At 45.6% G+C, this 20,052-nt stretch carries 12 protein-coding genes; 4 read left to right on the forward strand and 8 right to left on the reverse strand.

All coding sequences use genetic code 11. The features are described 5' to 3' along the window. Positions 1-1,140, forward strand: a 1,140-nt coding sequence (locus OSCIL6407_RS35385; RefSeq protein ID WP_019487375.1) for an SPOR domain-containing protein, incomplete at its 5' end; no start/stop codon positions are given. Positions 1,141-1,212: 72 nt separating this feature from the next. Here the strand turns inward: OSCIL6407_RS35385 and OSCIL6407_RS0114635 are convergent. Next, complete coding sequence (locus OSCIL6407_RS0114635; RefSeq protein ID WP_007357512.1) at positions 1,213-6,114, reverse strand: DUF4347 domain-containing protein; 4,902 nt, start codon at positions 6,112-6,114, stop codon at positions 1,213-1,215. A gap of 407 nt (positions 6,115-6,521) precedes the next feature. On the opposite strand from OSCIL6407_RS0114635, the gene OSCIL6407_RS0114640 reads away from it, so the two are divergent. Next, complete coding sequence (locus tag OSCIL6407_RS0114640; RefSeq protein ID WP_007357513.1) at positions 6,522-8,099, forward strand: bifunctional ADP-dependent NAD(P)H-hydrate dehydratase/NAD(P)H-hydrate epimerase; 1,578 nt, start codon at positions 6,522-6,524, stop codon at positions 8,097-8,099. 137 nt (positions 8,100-8,236) lie between these two features. Next, on the forward strand, positions 8,237-9,109 hold the full coding sequence (locus tag OSCIL6407_RS0114645; protein WP_007357514.1) for a hypothetical protein: 873 nt from the start codon (positions 8,237-8,239) through the stop codon (positions 9,107-9,109). Position 9,110: 1 nt separating this feature from the next. Here OSCIL6407_RS0114645 and OSCIL6407_RS0114650 read toward each other — a convergent pair whose 3' ends face one another. Then, positions 9,111-10,163: a hypothetical protein gene (locus OSCIL6407_RS0114650; RefSeq protein WP_007357515.1), complete on the reverse strand. Its 1,053-nt coding sequence runs from the start codon at positions 10,161-10,163 to the stop codon at positions 9,111-9,113. Between the two features lie 412 nt (positions 10,164-10,575). On the opposite strand from OSCIL6407_RS0114650, the gene OSCIL6407_RS0114655 reads away from it, so the two are divergent. Beyond that, on the forward strand, positions 10,576-11,895 hold the full coding sequence (locus tag OSCIL6407_RS0114655) for a glycosyltransferase family 4 protein (RefSeq protein WP_007357517.1): 1,320 nt from the start codon (positions 10,576-10,578) through the stop codon (positions 11,893-11,895). Between the two features lie 146 nt (positions 11,896-12,041). Here OSCIL6407_RS0114655 and OSCIL6407_RS0114660 read toward each other — a convergent pair whose 3' ends face one another. From OSCIL6407_RS0114660 to OSCIL6407_RS0114685, 6 genes are read right to left on the reverse strand one after another with little or no spacing between them, the layout of a single operon-like run. After that, the gene (locus tag OSCIL6407_RS0114660; protein ID WP_007357518.1) at positions 12,042-12,806 is read right to left on the reverse strand and encodes a class I SAM-dependent methyltransferase; all 765 of its coding nucleotides are present in this window, start codon (positions 12,804-12,806) and stop codon (positions 12,042-12,044) included. Between the two features lie 26 nt (positions 12,807-12,832). Further along, positions 12,833-14,113 (reverse strand): glycosyltransferase family 2 protein, encoded by a 1,281-nt coding sequence (locus OSCIL6407_RS0114665; protein ID WP_007357519.1) that lies wholly within the window; start codon positions 14,111-14,113, stop codon positions 12,833-12,835. 38 nt (positions 14,114-14,151) lie between these two features. Then, the gene (locus tag OSCIL6407_RS0114670) at positions 14,152-15,135 is read right to left on the reverse strand and encodes a glycosyltransferase (protein ID WP_007357520.1); all 984 of its coding nucleotides are present in this window, start codon (positions 15,133-15,135) and stop codon (positions 14,152-14,154) included. 57 nt (positions 15,136-15,192) lie between these two features. Continuing rightward, a complete protein-coding gene (locus OSCIL6407_RS0114675) occupies positions 15,193-16,416 on the reverse strand; it encodes a glycosyltransferase family 2 protein (RefSeq protein ID WP_007357521.1) in 1,224 nt (407 codons plus the stop codon). A gap of 57 nt (positions 16,417-16,473) precedes the next feature. Next, positions 16,474-18,270: an ABC transporter ATP-binding protein gene (locus OSCIL6407_RS0114680; RefSeq protein ID WP_007357522.1), complete on the reverse strand. Its 1,797-nt coding sequence runs from the start codon at positions 18,268-18,270 to the stop codon at positions 16,474-16,476. Continuing rightward, on the reverse strand, positions 18,245-19,459 hold the full coding sequence (locus OSCIL6407_RS0114685; protein WP_007357523.1) for a glycosyltransferase family 2 protein: 1,215 nt from the start codon (positions 19,457-19,459) through the stop codon (positions 18,245-18,247). Before OSCIL6407_RS0114685 ends, OSCIL6407_RS0114680 begins: the two co-directional genes overlap by 26 nt. Positions 19,460-20,052: the final 593 nt, after the last annotated feature.

Raw genomic sequence — 20,052 nt, forward strand, 5'->3', positions numbered from 1 at the left:
GCAGGGGAGCGTGGGAGCGGGGGAGCAGGGGAGCAGGGGAGCAGAGGAGCAGGGGAGCGTGGGAGCGGGGGAGCAGGGGAGAATTACCAATTACCCATTACCCATTACCAATTACCAATTACCAACTACCCATTATCAACTACCCATTACCCATTACTCGCTCAAAACTACCAACCATATCCCCCTTTACAACAGTATAATCCTCCACCTTTCCCAGATAGCGCAATTCAAGCCGGTCGCTACGCAGTTTACGTCAACGGCGATAGCCCCCTCTTGCTACAATTCGTCCAGCAAGTAGAGCCAGGAGCAACAGTATTACTATACAAAGAGCGTCGAGTAATTGTAGCTGGTAGCTTTTTTGATGAAAGCTCAGCTCAACTGCGCGTATTACAACTACGCTCTGTAGGCATTGAAGCCCAAATTACTAACTTTAAAGACGGTCAAGAATTTAGCGAGTTAATACCATTTCAACAACCAAGTTATTACCCAGTTACGCCTTCTTTTCCCCCAACTCAACAGCCTAATTTTATCCCCCCAAATCCACCCAATTCTTTGCCACAGAGTAACCTGACAACGGGTACTGGACTCTATCAAGTTGTTGTCGATAGTAATAGTGCAAGCTTATCCCAAGTGCGGGGAGTAGAATCAACAGCTTTTGTACGACAATATAGCGGAGTCCAAGTAATTCAAGCCGGAAGTTTTGGCGACCAAATTAATGCAGAACGTCGCGTAGAAACATTAGCATCGCGAGGGATTCCAGCTACTATTGTTCGTAGCGGTCAAGAATTTGGTAATGCTATACCCAATCAACCACTTTTTACCCCAAATCAACCTTATCTCCCTCCGACTCAGCCTTATGTTCTTCCGACTCAACCTTATATCCCACCCGCTCAAAACTTAGGCCAAAGTAATGCTAATTCCTATTTCGTCGTAGTCTCAGGAAATAGAGGAGATTTACAGCAAATTAGACAGGAAATTTTGCGCTTGGGAGTGTCAGGAGATATCGTTGTTGCTACAGATATAGGAGGCGAGCCGCACGTCAAAGTGGGGCCATTTACTGACCAGCAAATAGCACAGCGTTGGGAAAGCTACCTGCGAGATTCAGGTATTAAAACTGCCCGAATTTATTTCGGACAGTAATAGCAAATTGTCAGCTTCTAAAACGCGATCGCTTTCTCTTTATCTGAAAGCGATCGCGTAAACGTAACCTAATTAAATCAGCAGAAAATTAGCAGATATTATCGCATCTTTACTCACCCCAATTATAACAGCTAACTGCTCCCCAGTCAACAGATTTTTAACAATTGTTCCCTGAGTATTCTGAATCATTTCTAACTGACCAAAGCTCAAAACTCCACTTAATCCAATCGAGTCTTGACCCACAGTAAAATCACTAATAGTATCAAATCCATGACCAGCTTTTAAGGCAAAGATATCGTTACCACTACCGCCAGTCAAGCTATCATTTCCTAAGTCTCCATGAAGGATATCGTTACCTTTACCACCAGTGATAGTATCGTTATCTTCACCTCCATAAATGGTATCATTGCCTTCACATCCTCCGAGAATATCGTCTTGTTCGTTACCACTAATTAAGTCATCACCTACACCACCACAGATAGTATCAGAATCTAGCTGTCCAAACAGGTTATCATTCCCTTCACTCCCCAGAATTGTATCGTTACCTTGACCTCCATATAAAACGTCATTTTCTTTGCCACCATCAATGAAATCATCATCTTTATTTCCGAAAATTATGTCATTAGCTTCGCGGCCATTGAGAGAGTCTGAACCTTTACCTCCAAAGATTAAATCGTTGCCCAATTCCCCCAGTATAATATCGTTGTCTTCGTCTCCATAGAGGATGTCATCGCTGTTACCTCCGGTGATAAAGTCGTTGCCTTGGTTGCCGTTAAAGATGTCTTTGCTGTCGCCACCATATAGGTTGTCATCCCCAGATTTGGCATCGAATATATTGCCAGAGTTACTACCGAGAAATTTGTCATTGCTGGGAGTACCTATCTGAATTTCGTCGGGTATACCGATGATAGTGTTTTCAACTTCGTTGGGTTGGTTTAAGTTGGGATAGACAATTTTTTCGCAGATGCAGTCATCATTGGGGATGTTATTAGTTATTGGCGTTGGAGTTGCAGTCGGAATTGGTGTTGGTGTTGGAGTTGCAGTTGGAATTGGTGTTGGTGTTGGTGTTGCAGTCGGAATTGGTGTTGGTGTTGGTGTTGCAGTCGGAATTGGTGTTGGAGTTGCAGCCGGAATTGGTGTCGGCGTTGGTGTTGGAGTTGGTGTTGGCGTTGGTGTTGGAATTGGTGTCGGCGTTGGTGTTGGAATTGGTGTCGGCGTTGGTGTTGGAATTGGTGTCGGCGTTGCAGTCGGAATTGGTGTTGGCGTTGGTGTTGGAATTGGTGTTGGCGTTGGTGTGGGAACCGGCACCGCAACATTAACGTTAAAAGTTCCTAAACTAGCAGCAACAGCAAGATTGCCTAGACTATCTTTAACCTGACTTGCTTGCAACTTAACAGTGTAAGTTCCATTATCAGTATCATCCCAACTTCCGCCTGGAGGAGTAAATGAATAAGTCGCTGTCCGAGGCGTACCATTACTATTAGTATCTACACTGACAAATTGTGCAGGAATGTCACCACCTGACCAATTTATCAAAACATCTGAACTGTCCAAACTTGAAACATCGACAGCATTAGTATCGTTAAAAGTAACAGTCAAACTTTGAGTTGTACCTCCGACTGTCGTAATATCAGCAACAGCATTTAAACTAGCAGTTGGCGGTTTTTTGTCAATGTCATAAACTTGTCCCGTTAAGTTGCCATTGCCAGCATTTGCACCGCCTAATGCTACTCCTAAGCTATTTTTGATGCTGTCATCATCAACTAAATTTAATCCAATTGAACCGCTGCCCGTACCTGTGTTAACTTGCAGTTGGTAAGTTTTAGCATCAATTGTTGTTAAAGTGCCAATCGTTGCACCAGTTACAATAGTTGGTACTAAAGTAAAGTCAGAAACGTCAACGCCTGTTACATCTTCTGAGAATTTAATTTCGTAGGTGGCGGTAGCCGCAGCAGTGGGAGATGTAGCGAGGCGGTTAATCGATGTAACTGTGGGGAAGGTGTTGTTATAAACAACGGTGTTGTCTGTGCTGGTACTAGCGGTATTGTTATTTCCGGCTGCGTCGGTAACGCTGTTAGCTTTGATGCTGGCAATGACATTTCCATTACCTGTCTGACCGTTAATGGCGACGGTGTAAACGGGGCCGCTGCCTGTAATTGTGGGTGTTAATGTTCCCGTTGCTGTACTCGCACTCAAGTCAATATCAGTGGCATCGAAACCTGTGACTGGTTCGCTAAAGGTGACGGTAAAGTTGATAGGTGAAGTTGCTGTAGGATCGGTTTGTCCTGTTGCTTGATTGATGGTGACTGTGGGAACAATTCCATCTATTACTAAGGCTTTATTTGCACCTAATGAATTGGCGGCTCCGGGTGTTGGCAATGTTAAGATGGCATCAGCAGTGGCAGCATTTTTAATCGTGCCGCTGTTTAAGGATAGGGCGGTTGTTGATAAGTAATCTAAGTCGGAACTAACATCTCCTGCTGCTACTGTGTAGCGGAATGTTAAGGTGTTACTGCCTGTTCCTGAGAGATAATTGGCACTGTTGGTTGTACCTGCTAAACTCAGTTGCGGTGTGCCTGTAACGTTGACTATTTGTGAGAATTGAACGGTGATGTCGATGTTTGTGCCGATGCCATACGTGCCGTCTGCGGTGCTGGCGCTGACGCTGGTGATGGTGGGGAATGGGTTAATGGTGATGTCGGCGGTTTCGGTGGCGCTGCTGAAGACGCTGGATGTGGTATTTGTGGTTTGGTCGGTGGTGTAGTCTGCTGTACTGCCGTTTGTGCCAACTATTTGATCCCAGGCGGCGAAGGTGATGGCGTTGGTGACAGTGCCGTTGTAACCTGTGTTGGGTACAAATCGGATTTTGGTGTTGGCATCACTGGCTAAGAGTAAGGCGTTGGTGGCGGAAACGGCTGGGGCGTTATTCCAGGTTGTGCCATCAGTGGTGTATTGCCAAGTGCCGTTTGTGGTGTCTAGGTTGGTGATGGCGATGCCTTGAGAGGCGCTGGTGTTGGGATCGGCGATTTTTGTGCCGCCGAGGTTGGTGATGATGGTGGAGATGAGTGTGCCTGTACTGGCGCTGTCGTTTTGGTTTTGGGCGTTGAGGGTGGGTGTGCCACTGTTATCGAGGGTGGGGGAGTTGTTGACTAAGACGGTGACGGTGGTGGCGGCGGAGGCAACACCGTCGGTGGCGGTGTATTGGAAGGTGTCTACACCGTTGAAGTTGGCGTTGGGGGTGTAGAGGATGTTGCGTTTAGGGTCAACAGCTAGCGCAAAGACGGAGTTATTCATCCCGGTACTGGGGTTGAAGGTGGTATCCAAGCTGCCGTCGGTATTCATTCGGGCAATACGGTTGCGGGTTGTGCCGTTGACTGTGGTGAATTGGCCACCGACTACGGGTTTGCCACTGCTGTCTAGGGCGATCGCAAAGATGTCGTTATTCATCCCGGTACCAGGGTTGAAGGTGGTATCCAGGCTGCCGTCGGTATTCATCCGGGCAATACGGTTGCGGGTTGTGCCGTTGACTGTGGTGAATTGGCCACCGACTACGGGTTTGCCACTGCTGTCTAGGGCGATCGCAAAGAGGTTGTTACCCATCCCGGTACCAGGGTTGAAAGTAGTATCCAGGCTGCCATCGGCGTTCATTCTGGCGATACGGTTGCGTGCTGTGCCGTTGACTGTGCCGAAAGTGCCACCGACTAAGGGTTTGCCACTACTGTCTAGGGCGATCGCATAGACGATGTTAGTTATCCCGGTACCAGGGTTGAAAGTAGTATCCAGGCTGCCATCGGCGTTCATTCTGGCGATACGGTTGCGTGCTGTGCCGTTGACTGTGGTGAACAAGCCGCCGACTACGGGTTTGCCACTGCTGTCTAGGGCGATCGCGAAGACGACGCTATTCATCCCAGTACCAGGGTTGAAACTTGTATCCAAGCTGCCATCGGCATTCATCCGGGCGATCCGGTTGCGCCCTGTGCCGTTGACTGTAGTGAAATCGCCACCTACCACAGGTTTGCTACTGCTGTCTAGGGCGATCGCTCTGACGTTGCTATTAATCCCAGTACTGGGGTTGAAAGCAGTATCCAGGCTGCCGTCGGAGTTCATTCTGGCGATCCGGTTGCGAGCTGTGCCGTTGACTGTAGTGAACTCGCCACCTACCACAGGTTTGCCACTGCTGTCTAGGGCGATCGCATAGACAATGTTATTCATCCCGGTACTGGGGTTGAAAGCAGTATCCAGGCTGCCGTCGGTATTCATCCGGGCGATACGGTTGCGTGCTGTGCCGTTGACTGTGGTGAAACTGCCACCCGCATATATCCAGTCGTTGATGATGGCGGTGCCGTTAGTGGGTGCAGTGGTGATGCTTTGCACTGAGACGCGACTGCTGCCCGTGTCGTTGGCCAGCACGTCGATGGTAGTTTGAGGCGAGTTAACTGTAACGGCTTTGTTATCTGGGTTGGCTGTGGCTGGTAGGATGTAGTTGTAGGTTTTGAGGCCTTCGGAATTAAACGGTATTGATGTTTCTATCGTTCCTGTTTCTACTTCTAAGTTCCAGTCTCCTCCTAATTCTGCATTGCCTGTAGTATTGTTCGATGCTGCTACATCAGCTTTTGTTAATTCGCTGAGTTCTTTAACAAATTTGATTCCACTTTCTCCTGCGGCTACATCGCATCCATATAATAGGATGTCGCCATTTTCTGTTAAGGCATTTCCCCACTGTTCGATCTGAGAGTTGAAAGTTTTTATCTCTTTGTCATTGAGGGTGTCTGCACCGAGTTTTAAACTGCCCGGGCTGCCGTGAGAAAAGATGTGAATTGCTGCTGTGTCTTTTTGGTTAGCTAAGACATTAGTGATTTGTTCGATGCCGCTAATATTTTCATTTAAAATAAAAATTTGAGTGGCATCGATACCTTGAATTAGGCTTTGATAATCTTGTACTGAAGCGTCAACGAAGATAATTTGCTTGTGCATGGGTAATAACCTTGTTAATTTGTGTATTTTGTGTAGTAATTAATTGGTGGCAGTAGGCAGCAAGAATAGTCAGAAGTAGTTCCCGTGTTTGTACGCGGGAAACCAACAGTGGAAATAGATACTCATGGTTCATTGCTACCAAAATTCGCTCAATTAAACTTCTCGATGCCAGTCATAGTCGCGTGAAAGCGAGGATTTTGTTTGAGTAAGGCTGCGAGTAAAGAACCCGATCGGGGTAAGCCGGAGATCGAGTGGATTTTCTGGAGCATTTTGTTTTTTTGGCTCCTAGATAAATAATATTCATCCTTTAGGTAGATGTCAAGGCGGAATATAGTTTTAAATTTTATACTTATAACGGTTAGCGGTTAACGGTTAACGGTTAGCAAATCGGAATTTTTTTATAAACAATGGCAAATAATATCGAACAATTTGTTGTCAACACTAACCAAATGCGGGAGATTGAAGGACGCATTTTTGCTGCGGGAATGCCAGTGGCAGCTTTGATGGAAAAAGTGGCGGGAAGGATTACTAGACGGGTTCAAGAACTCTTGAAGGCAGGCGTAAAAAATATTAATGATTCTTCTTTGCCGATTATTGGCATATTAGTTGGCCCCGGACATAATGGCGGCGATGCTTTGGTTGTCGCCCGCGAGTTGCACTTCCAAGGCTATCAGGTAATAATCTATTGCCCTTTTGATAAGCTTAAAGATTTAACAGGCTTTCACGCTCAGTATGTTCGCTCTTTAAATATTCCCTATGTTGAGAATATTGAAAGTTTAAAAAAATGCGATTTGCTGATAGATGGCTTGTTTGGCTTTGGCTTAGAACGGGAAATAATCAACCCAGTTGCGGCTGCTATTGATGAAATTAATAGCTGGAAAATACCAATTTTTAGCATCGATCTTCCATCGGGATTACACACGGATACGGGAGCGGTTTTAGGAACAGCTATCCGTGCTACTAATACCTTTTGTTTGGGTTTGTGGAAGTTGGCATTTTTGCAAGACCAAGCTTTAGAATATATTGGCACAGCAGAATTAATTGATTTTGATATCCCGATCGCAGATATAACTGCTGTCCTCGGCGAATCTCCAGCGGTGAAGCGGATTGTGAAAGCATCTGCGATCGCGCACCTGCCCCTCCCCCGCCACCCTGACTCTCACAAATATACAAACGGCCATTTGCTCATAGTCGCAGGTTCCCGCCGTTACAGCGGTGCAGCGATTTTGGCAGCTCTGGGAGCTCGTGCCAGCGGTGTTGGAATGCTCTCCATTGCCGTCCCAGAAAGCGTTAAACTGCTGGTAGCCGCTCAATTGCCGGAAGCGCTAGTTATAGGCTGTCCAGAGACGACAGACGGCGCAATTAGGGAGTTGCCAGTAGGCTTAGATTTCCGTGCTTACAACGCGATCGCAGTCGGCCCTGGCCTCACATCAGAACCCGCACTTATAGTAAAAAGTATATTAGAAAGCGATCGCCCCCTAATCCTAGACGCTGACGGTTTGAATATCCTTGCCCAATTCGGCACAATTCCCACCTTATCAACACGAAAAGCCCCAACAGCGCTCTCGCCACATCCAGGGGAATTTAAGCGTTTATTTCCAGATTTAGCAGATAAAATGGGCGATCGCGTGACAGTGACTCAACAAGCCGCTGAGCTCAGCGGTGCTGTAGTATTATTGAAAGGAGCTAGAGTTTGCATCTCTTGGAAAGATGCGATCGGCAACCTCTCTACCCTAATTAATCCCCAAAGCACTCCCGCCCTCGCTAGAGGCGGTAGCGGGGACGTACTCACAGGTTTGCTAGCAGGACTTTGGGCCCAAGCCGCAGCTAAGAATGAGCCTGTAGAATCATTAGTAGAAACCGCAGTTTGGTGGCACGCACAAGCCGGAATACTTGCAGCCATTGAGCGCACAGAGTTAGGAGTAGACGCTTTTACCTTGACGCAGTATTTAATCCCCGCTCTCCACTACGAGATTAAAGATTAGCCATCAAACTTTCTTGACAAAAAACAGATTCATTTGGTTAAATTAACCAAATATACGATCTGCTGATAAAAAGCATTTAGTTTCAAATAGTTATAAATCCCTATTAAGCGTAATAAATCTATCCCTTCACTACAAAAATGTCTGAATTCCTAACGGGAATTGAAACACACCCTCCAACGGGAAAAGAACAGCCTTTCACGCTGGACTTTGGGAACGGGCAAAAAGCAGATGTCATTGAACTAATGACAGAAGCCATTCCAGTCAACCGTTCAACTGATTTGTCCATTGCTCTCAGTCAAATTGGACTTAAAGGCCCGCGCCCCATATTAGTGCTAGTAGGTGGAGCCAGTGGCATCACCCCAGAGGATATGACCCGCCTGAATTTGTTATTTGTCAAAGTCCTCGCTCCCCTAGCTCAGTCCTTGGGCGCGGCTGTTGTGGACGGTGGCACCGATACCGGTATCATGCAGTTGATGGGCCAATCCCGTGCTGCAACAGGGACAACATTCCCCCTCATCGGCGTGGCTCCCTCTGGAAAAGTAGCCATCCCTTACCCCCATCTCCCCCCAACTAAAGGGACAGCGTTAGAGCCGCATCACACTCATTTCGTGCTAATTCCCGGCGCATCATGGGGAGAAGAATGCCCTTGGATGGCTGATTTAGCAACCCTGTTAGCCGATGGAGAACCATCAGTTACGGTGCTCATTAACGGCGGGAAAGTTACCTGGCGGGATGCTGAGGAAAGCGTGAGAGCGGGACGACCAGTGCTGGTGATTGCTGGTACTGGGCGGACGGCCGATGAATTGGCCAAGGCAATTCGCGCGGAAGCGAGGGAGGAGGGGTTAGAGAGCAGATTGTCACCCGAAATCAGTAGTCAAGAGTTAGGAGAACAAGCCAAAAATTTAGTTGCCTCCGGGCTTTTGCGTGTCGTAGACTTAACAGAGGATAATGATGTTTTAGTTGAAGTCATTAAGGAAATGCTTTCCAGCACAATTAGGGAGAATTTATAGGCTACAGCATGGGAACTGCAAACATTACGTATCGAATGGGGAATCCTTGAGAGGGAACCAGTCCAGCTCTACCATGACCTACTGCTAAGGAGTAAAAACCAAAAACACCACATAATAACAGCATCATCAAAGCTCGCTGTCTCTCAAAACCTTGATGGCGGATAATACCTAAAATGACTATTACGAAAGTAGGAATAAAAATTCCAAAAGCGATCGATATAAAAAAACTCCACGAATAAGCAGAAACGGCTCCGAAACTGTAAGCTAAAAATTTAGCAACTGTTTGGAGTGTCGCTCCTAAACCGGGACTGGGAGGATTCCAAGTGGGACGTTGATAGCCAATAAAATATACACCTATTAAACACAAGGCAATTACTGCCAAGCTAATTGAAATCATACTCGTTCGTCGCTGTTTATCTTGGGAATCGGTAGCGTACCCGTTGACAAATCCACGATAGATGAACCAAGGTGCAAACACCGGGACTAATAACAACCCATTCGCTCCACAAAAGGGAAGTGCAACTAAACTTACTCCAGCAATTACTACTGCTAAAGGCAATGTCAGAGTGGGTTGAAGCACCAAGATAAAGACTATAATATAGGTGAGGGCAGTAGGCAAGACTTGGGTAAACTGCCAACTCCAAAACAGATTAGGCCAATTGCTGAGATTTAATAAAGCGATCGGAAAAAAAGCATCTGCATAGCTGGTTTTCCCCCCTCGTAAAGATCGAGCGACTTGAATGGCAGCGGCAGCCACAAAAGCAACTGTCAAGACATTAAGTACCATCCCTGAACGAAAATCGCCGTTAGTAAACTTGAGCAAAGTTAACAAAATTAGGCGTGGTAAAGGGATGCGATGTTCATTATTCTGCTGCCATAACCAACTAAGTAGGTGGGGTTCATTTCCTGTCAAGGGCTTAACCAAGAACCAATCTTCTGCTATGGGAATATTTCTCCCATAGTTCACTAAACACATAAAAGCAGCGATTACCATTACTAACCACATACCCCATACGAATAGCTGGGCGTTGCGATCTCTGGAAAAAATAAACATAGAAGTATTGTCCTAAGAATAAAACACCAAAAAAAACCAGAAAACAAATAAAATTCATTTGTTCTATTTATTGGCAAAATGGCGAATATTTGCGTATTTAATTTTCAAACTTCAATGATATAAAATTACACAAAATTGATAGATGATGTAATAATTTCACAAATTAAACACCTAAAAATTGTTGTTTGGATTCGACTATTCCACTCTGTTAAAGTCCTAATTTTTTTATAACTTGCTACTTTTGTTATGTCAAGTGACTGTTAAGCTTTTACATACTTTTTCTAAAAAAAGCTACAACTATTGCTCTTCAAAGTTAAGTCTATGGTTAAACGGCTACTAAGTCCATAACATTTTTGTAGCTGTAGGATCTAGTTTACTAGATATTATATAAGGATAGTTGATAAAAAAGTAAATGAAGTTTGATAATAGCTCAGTAGAACCAACGATCGCCCTTCTGCATTGGGGCGATTTAATCGAAGATTTTTTAGATACGATTGGGATTTCCTTTGAAGCTTTCTGTAACGAAATAACGGGCGGCTGGATGTTTGGCTACATTGAGGCGCTGCGCCAGGCAGGGGTGCGGACAGTCCTATTCTGTATTTTGGGCAGCGTCAAGGAACCTGTGTACTACACCCACAAAGACACAGGAGCAACAATCTGCGCCCTGCCAGCACCTCAGCTCTACCAAGCTGCCCGCCGCCAGATGGTCAACCCTCAAGGGTGGACGGTTCAGGATATGTTTGGAGAGGTTCGAGGCATTCGCCGCCTGGTGTTGACGGGAGTGAAAAGCGTGGCTCCTTACCTGGCTACACCGTTGGGGTTGCTGTCGCAGGAACTGCGACGGGAAAACTGTCAAGCAATTCTCTGTCAAGAATACGAGTACCCCCGCTTCGACGCTTGCAGTTGGTTGGGATGGCAGATGGGGCTGCCTGTTTTTGCCACGTTTCAGGGGGGCGATTTTCAGGTTAGTCCTTGGGAAGGCTTGTCGCGTCCGATCGCGCTGAAAGCAAGCGCGGGTTTAATTATTGCTTCCCAAACCGAGGTAGAGCGCGTGCAGACTCGCTATGGCGTGCCTGCTGCCAAGATTGCCCGCATTTTTAATCCCCTGGATTTGGAACTGTGGCAGCCAATGGATCGCACTGAAGCTCGACAATTGCTGGGTTTTCCCAGTGAGGCTGAAATTGTCGCCTGTCACGGGCGGATTGATATCCGCCGCAAGGGGCTAGATATTTTACTGGCAGCTTGGCAACGGGTATGTAGCGATCGCCCGGGCCGAGATTTGCGGCTGTTGTTGGTGGGGACTGGCAGCGATGCGGAAGAATTGAGCCAACGGCTTGCTCAGATGCAGCTTCCGGGCATTATTTGGGTGAATGAATATGTGCGCGATCGCGCTTTGATGCGACAGTACCTCTCGGCGGCTGACGTTTATACTCTGGCTTCGCGGCATGAGGGTTTTCCTGTTGCACCACTGGAGGCGATGGCTTGCGGGTTGCCGGTGGTGGCGGCAGATGCACCGGGAGTGCCGGACATTTTTGAAGGGGGCGAAGCTGATGGGGGGCTCGTTGTGCCTCGCGAGGATGCAACCGCTTTGGCAGAGGCGATCGGTCGGGTTTTGGACGATCGAGCTTGGGGGCGAGAATTGGGTAAGCGGGCGCGCATCCGGGTGGAAACTCATTTTTCTCTGGAGGCGATCGGGGTGCAACTGCGGCAATTTTTGTGCGATCGCTCTTGAGCGCAGGTTCCGCAAATCTGACTCGCAACACTAGCAAGGTTTGATAAATCCCAGCCAGAAAAATTCTCTCTACCTAATTTTTCTGGCGCTATAAATGGAAATCAAACTATCAGGAATAGACGGTTAATTAAACCTGATTTGTCTCCCTATTTTTGCCAAACATAAGCAGTTTCTGTCCCCAGTGATTTTGGTTTGTGCAGCCAATAACTCGTCCATGTTAGAGGACTGAGAGCTGTACACAACAATTGGCGCTTCAGAGGAGATAAACGAGAGAAAGCAACATCATGACAAAGCACCGTTAAGGGATTAATAAAAGTCGCATATTTCTGGCAAGGCGAACCTACTAATGCTGTCAAGTCATCCAAGGTATATCCCCGCCGGACATGGCCCCATTCTGCCATCACCTCCGCTTCAGGTGGGCAAAGCGGTTTCATAAATTCATAGTAAGGAAAACGCCAATTTTCGTTAGGAGTGCTAATTAATAAAAATCCTTTAGGTTTGAGCACTCGCAGTGCTTCTGAGATAGCTTTTCGATCGTCAGGAACGTGCTCGATCACGTCGAACATCGTTACTACATCAAAAGATTCATTGTCAAAGGGTAAATTCGTCGCATCACCGCAGATAAAGCGAACTTTTTCCTGTTGATTACAAGGGGCATTTGCATACTTAGGATCGAGGTCAATATTAGTAATCTGCGCTTGCGGATAGAGTAAAGCCGTCAATCCGCCTTGGCCGCCGCCTATTTCTAATACTTCTTTCAAGGGCAGGTCAGGGGCAATTCGGTAAATTGCCCGCATCTTTTCCCGGTAAAAAAATCCTTGCGTTAAGGCGTGAGGAAAAGGGTTACGGGATAAAAAATAACCTAAGTTTTCTTTCTTGACTTCGGTCTTTTGCTGTTCAACGGTTGTCATTCTCTTCTTCTCCTGTTGCTTGAAAATTAATGGTTTTTATTTCCCTGATTTTGCAGGTAAAATTTGACTCCGGCAAAACAGCCGAGGACTTCTGAAAAAAAGGTTCTATTGACTCCTCTAAATCCTGTTAACACTCCCACGATCGATCGCTTGACATAATATCTAGGTAAAGCGATGAAAACCCGACGCAAGTTACCCCAGTGTTTGTAACGTTCAAACTGCACAAAAAGCGCTGCGATATGTCCGCGCATATAGTGATACATTTGATGTTTCAAGCTATCCAGATCGCCTCGGTGGTAGTGGTAAACGACTGCTGTTGGTTCATAGCGACAAAACCAGCCTTCTGCAAGCACTCTATACCAAATTTCTGAGTCTTCACTACACCCAGAAGCGCCTGCTCCCAACCGTTCGTCAAAGTATCCAATTTTATTAAAAAGTTCGCGCCGGAAAGCCATATTTGCCCCTGCACCAATGCGCCAAACGGGGACAGCTAAGGGTTTCATTTCCTCAAAAAATTGAGTATCAAAGGTCGTAGGACGGTATCCCCACCCAAAGCCAGTATGACCTTTTTGGAAAATTAATTGGGCTTCGTTTTCGAGTTCTGCTGGTAGAATCAGTCCGGTCATAGCGACGGTGCGATCGCCACTGAAACTTTGAGCAATTCTGGCAATCCAATCAGGATGAACAATCGTATCATCATCAGTAAAAGCAATAATATTGCCTGTACTATGGCGGATGCCAGTATTGCGGGCCACGCTTAAACCAGGGCGAGGTTCTAAGACATATTTAACCTCTGGTATTTTTTCAACTAATTGTTGCGTAGCATCTGAATTGGGAGCATTGTCAACAACAATAATTTCGTGGGGAGGATGGGATAAGTTTTGGAGCGATCGCAAACATCTCTCTAATTGTTCCGGTCGATTTCTAGTACAGATTATAACAGAAACAGTTTCACTATTTAAGTTTGAAAAGTGCCTATCGAGCTTCATCAGGGGTTGTTCCAAAGCCATGAGAGCTTGGAACTCAGGCGGGCGATCGCGTGTCGGATTCTTGGAAATAACTGGCAAAGCCGCTTTAAAACCTTGTTCTAGCAAATGGCTACCGATGGTAGGGGTAATTGCTTGAACGGCTAAATTAGTCAATTCTGTTGCTGACATTGGCAACTGATCGGCTAAAATCTCCTGTTGACCAAGGGGTATATTATGCCACCAAAACACGGTGTAAATGCCCCCATAACCAGTTATCAAAGGCAAGGAAGGAATGCCTTTACTCAGCTCTACGTTAATAACTTTCCAGGGGTTGCTCACAGAAATTACCTTAAACTAACAATTGATTTATGAGCTGGCTAAACGACTAATTTTGCACGCCCCAATAGCGAACTTCGTTCTTCTGGACTCATGCGAATCATGCGGTTAATTCCGGCCCACTTACCGCGTACAAAACTTTTGTTGATCTCTACTTCTGCCGGATTCATTCGCCCCAAAGCCGCTCTTAAAGATTGAATTACGATATTTTGAGAAGCTTTCACTGCATCCCAAATAAATTTTAACAGCCAATCTCGATAAGAGCCTGACCAGAGAAGAGAATCGCCCAAAACTTGAGAGGTTCCTAGACCATAGTTAATATCTATCAGGTATTGTTGAGAAGTACGCCTAGCGGGAATAAAGTGTTTTAACTTGCAATCAGGAGTGTACCAAAGGTCATATCCAGCGCCATAAATCCGTAAAGCTATTTCTACATCTCCCCCAGATATGAGCTTGGTGCCGATGCGATCGTGAAGTAATGGTTTATCAATCCAACCAGTATGAGTCAGGGCTGCTCTATTAAGAACTAATCCTGCTCCCACTAGGCAAGATTTTTTTTGGGGTTCTGTACCGTGTTCTTGTTGTGCGAAGGAGTAGCCATAATTCAATACATATTTAGGGGGTGGATTTTCCCAATCTAAAATTACTCGACCACCAAAAGCACCGCAGTCAGGATGAGTCGCAGCAAATTTAACAGCTTGCTCCACCCAATCTTCTGCCAGGAAGCAATCGTCATCTACGAAAGCAATCCAATCAGCGGTTGTATTTTGAACACCGTAGTGGCGAGCATAGGTTAATCCTTGCTGTGTTTCTGACCCTGTAGAAAGGTGCGGAATTGTTCCAGAAACTCGATATTTTTCGATAACTTCCTGCGTGTTATCCGTGCAGTTATTATCGACTATTAACACCCTCCACTCTACCTCTGGCGATACTTGCTGTTGAGAAAGGGCTAATAAAGCTTTGTTTAGAAGAAGAGCATTGTTATAAGTACAAATGACGATATCAATGGGCGGAAGCTTATTCATATCTAAGTGTCGTTTCCTACATTCAACGCGAAAAGTTCTGAAGCAAATCTCCTTTTTTTAGGCAAATTGCCGCCGAATCTGCTCGATACGCTTTAAAGAACGGGGGTACTCCCCAAAAAGTCCCACAATACCGCCCCACATTTCAGCTAAAATCATCGCTGGGGGCAAAGGATGACAACCCCTGATACTCTTTTGCAATTCATCCAACTGATAGCCAATCCACCAAAATATCAGCCGAATTAGCTGCGATCGCTTGCCAGGATCTGTCTGATAGGATTTTACCACAAAAGCCATAAAACCTAACCCCCAAGTCCAATACTGGCGGCGCAGTTTTTCATATTCCCGGCGGTGTTGGTGAAACACCAGATAGCGAGGTTCATAAACGAAGGGATACCCAGCACGAACCACTCGATAAAAAATATCTAAATCCCCGCCCCCTGGGAGGGGCGCACCTGTATCAAGTGCATCATCAAATCCCCCTAATTTTAGTAAGACATCGCGGCGAAATGCCATATTGCAACCGGCTCCAAATATGCCAGCACCACAGGGGTATAAGGGGTTATATGGTAAGATTTTGCCATAGCGAATTTTCTCAAAGCCCCGCCGAAAACCTCCCCGACTTTCAAATAAAATTTGGGCTGTAGTTGCTAATTCATAAGGTAGCACTAACCCTGTAAAACCAGCCGCATCGGGATTTTCAGCCCAAGCTTCCATCAAGCCATTTAGCCATTGGCGATCGGGGGTGACATCATCATCCAGAAAAGCTAATATTTCGCCAGTTGCTTCCTGCAATGCACGATTTCGAGCAAAGTCTAAACCAGGTTTTGGTTCTCGAACATAACGCACTTTTGGCAGACCATCTACCAATTCTTTTGTTTTTTCATCAGAAGGTGCATTATCAATGACTAACACTTCAAAGTCAACTTTTTCACCAGAAATAGGTGTTTGTAAATTCAGTAAATGTTCCAGACACCGCGCTACATTATCCACTCGATCTTTGGTACAAATTGCTACTGTCAGCGAGGGAAAAGCATCATCATTTTTGCCAGAATTTAACTCTTCTCTAATCGCTTCCTGAAGTAACTTAGCACCGACCTCTCGCTCGATCGTTTTAGCTAAATCTTCAGGAGAAATGATGCTCTTGCCAGGAAGAGGCTGCATGATGAAACCAACAGCTTTATCTTTACGCCTCACCACTAAGGCAATTCCTGTATCTTCCTCAGAAATTGTCAGAGTTGGGAGGGGCTGTGTTACTTCAATATCAACGATGGGATAAGGCATAACTAATTAACCAAATTACTATTAGTTTTGTACTTAGTTTTGTACTTAGCTTTGTACTTAGTTTTGTACGTTGCGATGTTGCAGGTGATAAAGCTTGGCGAAGAGGCCGTCAAGTTTTAGCAACTGCTGAAGGTTGCCTTGTTCGATCGCTCTGCCATTTTCCATGACAATAATTTTATCGGCATTTTCAATTGTCGATAAGCGGTGAGCAATCACAATAACGGTGCGATTCTGGCTGAGGGTACTGAGGGCCTCCTGAATCAAGTTTTCGGCAATACTATCGAGAGCATTCGTTGCTTCATCTAGAATTAGAATATCCGGGTCGCGGACGATCGCGCGAGCGAGGGCGATGCGCTGCCTTTGTCCGCCAGAAAGCCGAACGCCGCGATCGCCTACTTTCGTGTCATACCCTTCCGGCAGTTGGCTGATAAAATCGTGAGCATTGGCCAGTTTTGCCGCGTCAAAAATTTCTGCCTCCGTTGCTTCTAAACGCCCGTAGGCGATATTATCCTTCACCGTCCCGCTAAAGATATGGACATCTTGGCTGACGATCGCAATCCCCTTGCGCCAGTCGATTAAATTCAGTTCTTTTAAGGGGCAGTCGTCAACATAAATTTCTCCTGATGTTGGCTCATAAAAGCGACACAGTAGGCTGATAATGGTCGATTTTCCCGCACCCGACGGTCCCACTAAAGCAGTGGTTTGGCCGCGTTTTAACTCCAGGGAAACAGCCTCTATTGCCGGCCGATCTTCAGGATTGTAAGTTAAGGAAACTGACTCAAAATAGATCGCCTGCTTTAACTTATCAAAGGGAACGGTACCAGAGCGGATGTAAGGTTTATCAGAAGTGTCTAAAAAAGCCATCACCAGTGCAGCAGAACTGGCGGTAGAAACTAAACCTAGCCTCGCGACATCTAGCTGTTGCACCTGCGGTTGCAAGCGGTAGAGGATGAATAAAAAAGTCAGCAGCGTGGGCATAGCTGACTGGTTTTGCAGGAGTGCGATCGCTAAAATTGCTAGCAGGAGGAGTGCGGAAAAAACTTCATAGAGTGGATTGATCAGTCCTCCCAGGATATCGAGCTGCAAAAAGGTGTTTCGCACTTGCTGGGAAGCGCGATCGAAGCGTTCTTGTTCGTAAGGTTCCCGTCCAAAGGAGCGGATGGCTCTCATTCCCCCTAATCCCTCCCACATACGGACAGCCAACTGAGAATTAGCGTCTACAGCTTGCTCTGCCAGATGCTTGACTCGGCGCGTTACAAACTGGATGAACTGTGAGATCAAAAACAGCGCTATACTAATAATTAATGTGAGTTGCCAAGAGATAAGCAGTAACAGCGTCGCCAGGACAGTAATCGTACAAGCACAGGTAATCAAGTTAACAAATAAACTTAAAGCTTTGCTAGTTTGCCAACTCTCTGTCGCCAAAATATTCATAATCTTTCCCGATTCGCTGCGCTCTAAAAAAGAGTAGCTAACGGTTAAAGTTTGGTTGAAAATTTGGCAGCGCAATCTGTTGCTAATTCGCGAGTTTAACCAAGCAAAAAGCACAGAATTACTATAGACAATCAAGTTTTTGATGATGATGCTGGCTAAAATACAAAATGGGATGATTAAGACGCGGTAGCCAGCAGGGACAGCAACGAATATCTTATTGAGAGAATCAATGAAAGAATTGCCAGTTACAACCTGAGCTTGTTCTTGCTGTAAAGTTTGCAAAAAGGGAATGAATAAGCTAATCCCAAAGCCATCGGAAAGAGAAGCAAGCATACCCAAGGAAATCATTGCCGGGATTGCCCAAGGATATACTTTGAGGAGAGGGAGCAGAGTTCTAATAGCCTGAATTTCTTTTTTCATAAGACAACTCTGCTTTTGCAGGTGGAGTGGCGCTAACGTTCATTGGAGGGAGGATGTCCATCTTTGCTTGATTTCGCTTGACTAGGCGGGAAATTGAGCCGTGAATAATATTCCCAATCGTCACCATCAATGCGATATTTTTGCGCCTACTTTCAACTAGCAAATCCAGGCTGCTGATTTTAATTTCAGCAGAAGTCGGTTCTTGCGCTTTCAGAGGTTTTTCTATAGCCTCCTGAGATTTCCCACGCTGGGATAATAGGTTTAAAAGGCTCTTACTCAATAATCTATAAAAGCTATAGCGCAACAAAGGCGAGATGCACTCAGTTTTTAAAGCTTGGAACAACCAAAATAGTGCGGTGCGATCGCTACCATTCCGGCTGCTTTGGCGTGCTAAATACATTAAAAAATTACTGGTAGACAATCGGTAGAGAAAGTCGGGAATTTCAGGATGCCGTTGCCTGACATCTTGCAGCATTAAGGTGTGAGACTTCGCCATTGCTGTATAATTACTAGACATACTGCTGTACACTTTGCGGTATCCAATTAGGAATTCCGGTACAACTCGGAATTGATAGAATTCTGCCAACCGCAGGTACAGATCCCAATCTTCACAGCCTTGAGCACTCCGTTCTCTGTAGCTGCTGTCATACAGGCCAACTTTCTCCAAGGCAGAACGCCGGAGCATTGAAGCGCTAGCATTGCCTAAAAAATTGTGGCAGACTAGGGTTTCATACACTTCGCCTTCAATCATAAAAGTGTGGATGTCCCCGTTGAGGAACCCCTCTTCGTCAATGTCTATTGTCCACGAATAGACAACTCCTACTTCTTCTCCTCCTTCCAACATACATTGAACTTGTTTTTCGATGTTTTCAGGATACCAAATATCATCAGCATCAATCGGAGCAATATATTCTCCTCTCGAGTGCTCAATTCCTAAGTTGCGAGCAGCAGCGACTCCAGCATTTGACTGTTTCAGGAGTCGGACACGAGAATCTTTTTGGCAAATTTCTTCAACAATTTCAGGGGTTCGATCCTGGGAACCGTCATCAACTACTAAAACTTCAATTGCTGGATAAGTTTGAGCGAGAACAGATTTCAGCGTTTCTTCAATAAATGGTTCAGCGTTGTATGCAGGGATAATGACTGAGACGATAGGCAAATAGGGGGATTTTTGAGAATCTGGCTGCATTGGCTTTTAAGAAGGTTTATCAAAATTTTTGTCCTTTCTAGATTGGCGGCTCTACCTTACACTCATCGCAGTCAGGACTTACACAGTTGGTTGAAGAGACAGCCAAGGAGCCGCTAAGCAAATTTGTAACCTATTCTCAGTTGAAAGTCAATAGTATTATTTTGTGGGTAAATTTATCTAAGGTGATTGCGACGCAATCGCGCTCTCAATTTAATGAGTGTTTAAAGGCAAATGAACTCCGAGAATTGTGAACGCTCAATCTGCTTAAATTTCGAGTCAAACTCACGTTAAAATAGCTCCTAAGCAGGGGGCAGCATTAGCACTATAGGAGATGGTTTATATTAACATATTTTCCACCGAATTTAGATATAAAATTTGTGAGAAAAAGCTAGTTCAGCTCGATCGGTATTCATAGTGGGACTTACAGCAAATTGCAACCAAACGTACCACCGAATGAACTATCTTATTCGCAAATTTACCTAATGCGTTTGTGGTATATCTGATCGCAACTTGCTGTAAAAAGTGCGATCGCCAGCTAACAATTTTTCCAGCCCTTCTTCCCTAGCCCCTAGTCCTGAGCATCGTAGCCCCTT

The sequence above is a fragment of the Kamptonema formosum PCC 6407 genome (assembly GCF_000332155.1).
GTDB lineage: Bacteria > Cyanobacteriota > Cyanobacteriia > Cyanobacteriales > Microcoleaceae > Kamptonema > Kamptonema formosum.

Excerpts from the sequence above, each read along its gene's own strand:
- OSCIL6407_RS0114675 (WP_007357521.1), bottom strand. The coding sequence starts at position 16,416 with ATGCCTTATCCCATCGTTGATATTGAAGTAACACAGCCCCTCCCAACT.
- OSCIL6407_RS0114650 (WP_007357515.1), bottom strand. The coding sequence starts at position 10,163 with ATGTTTATTTTTTCCAGAGATCGCAACGCCCAGCTATTCGTATGGGGT.
- OSCIL6407_RS0114680 (WP_007357522.1), bottom strand. The coding sequence starts at position 18,270 with ATGAAAAAAGAAATTCAGGCTATTAGAACTCTGCTCCCTCTCCTCAAA.
- OSCIL6407_RS0114670 (WP_007357520.1), bottom strand. The coding sequence starts at position 15,135 with ATGAATAAGCTTCCGCCCATTGATATCGTCATTTGTACTTATAACAAT.
- OSCIL6407_RS0114685 (WP_007357523.1), bottom strand. The coding sequence starts at position 19,459 with ATGCAGCCAGATTCTCAAAAATCCCCCTATTTGCCTATCGTCTCAGTC.
- OSCIL6407_RS0114640 (WP_007357513.1), top strand. The coding sequence starts at position 6,522 with ATGGCAAATAATATCGAACAATTTGTTGTCAACACTAACCAAATGCGG.
- OSCIL6407_RS0114655 (WP_007357517.1), top strand. The coding sequence starts at position 10,576 with ATGAAGTTTGATAATAGCTCAGTAGAACCAACGATCGCCCTTCTGCAT.
- OSCIL6407_RS0114645 (WP_007357514.1), top strand. The coding sequence starts at position 8,237 with ATGTCTGAATTCCTAACGGGAATTGAAACACACCCTCCAACGGGAAAA.
- OSCIL6407_RS0114660 (WP_007357518.1), bottom strand. The coding sequence starts at position 12,806 with ATGACAACCGTTGAACAGCAAAAGACCGAAGTCAAGAAAGAAAACTTA.
- OSCIL6407_RS0114635 (WP_007357512.1), bottom strand. The coding sequence starts at position 6,114 with ATGCACAAGCAAATTATCTTCGTTGACGCTTCAGTACAAGATTATCAA.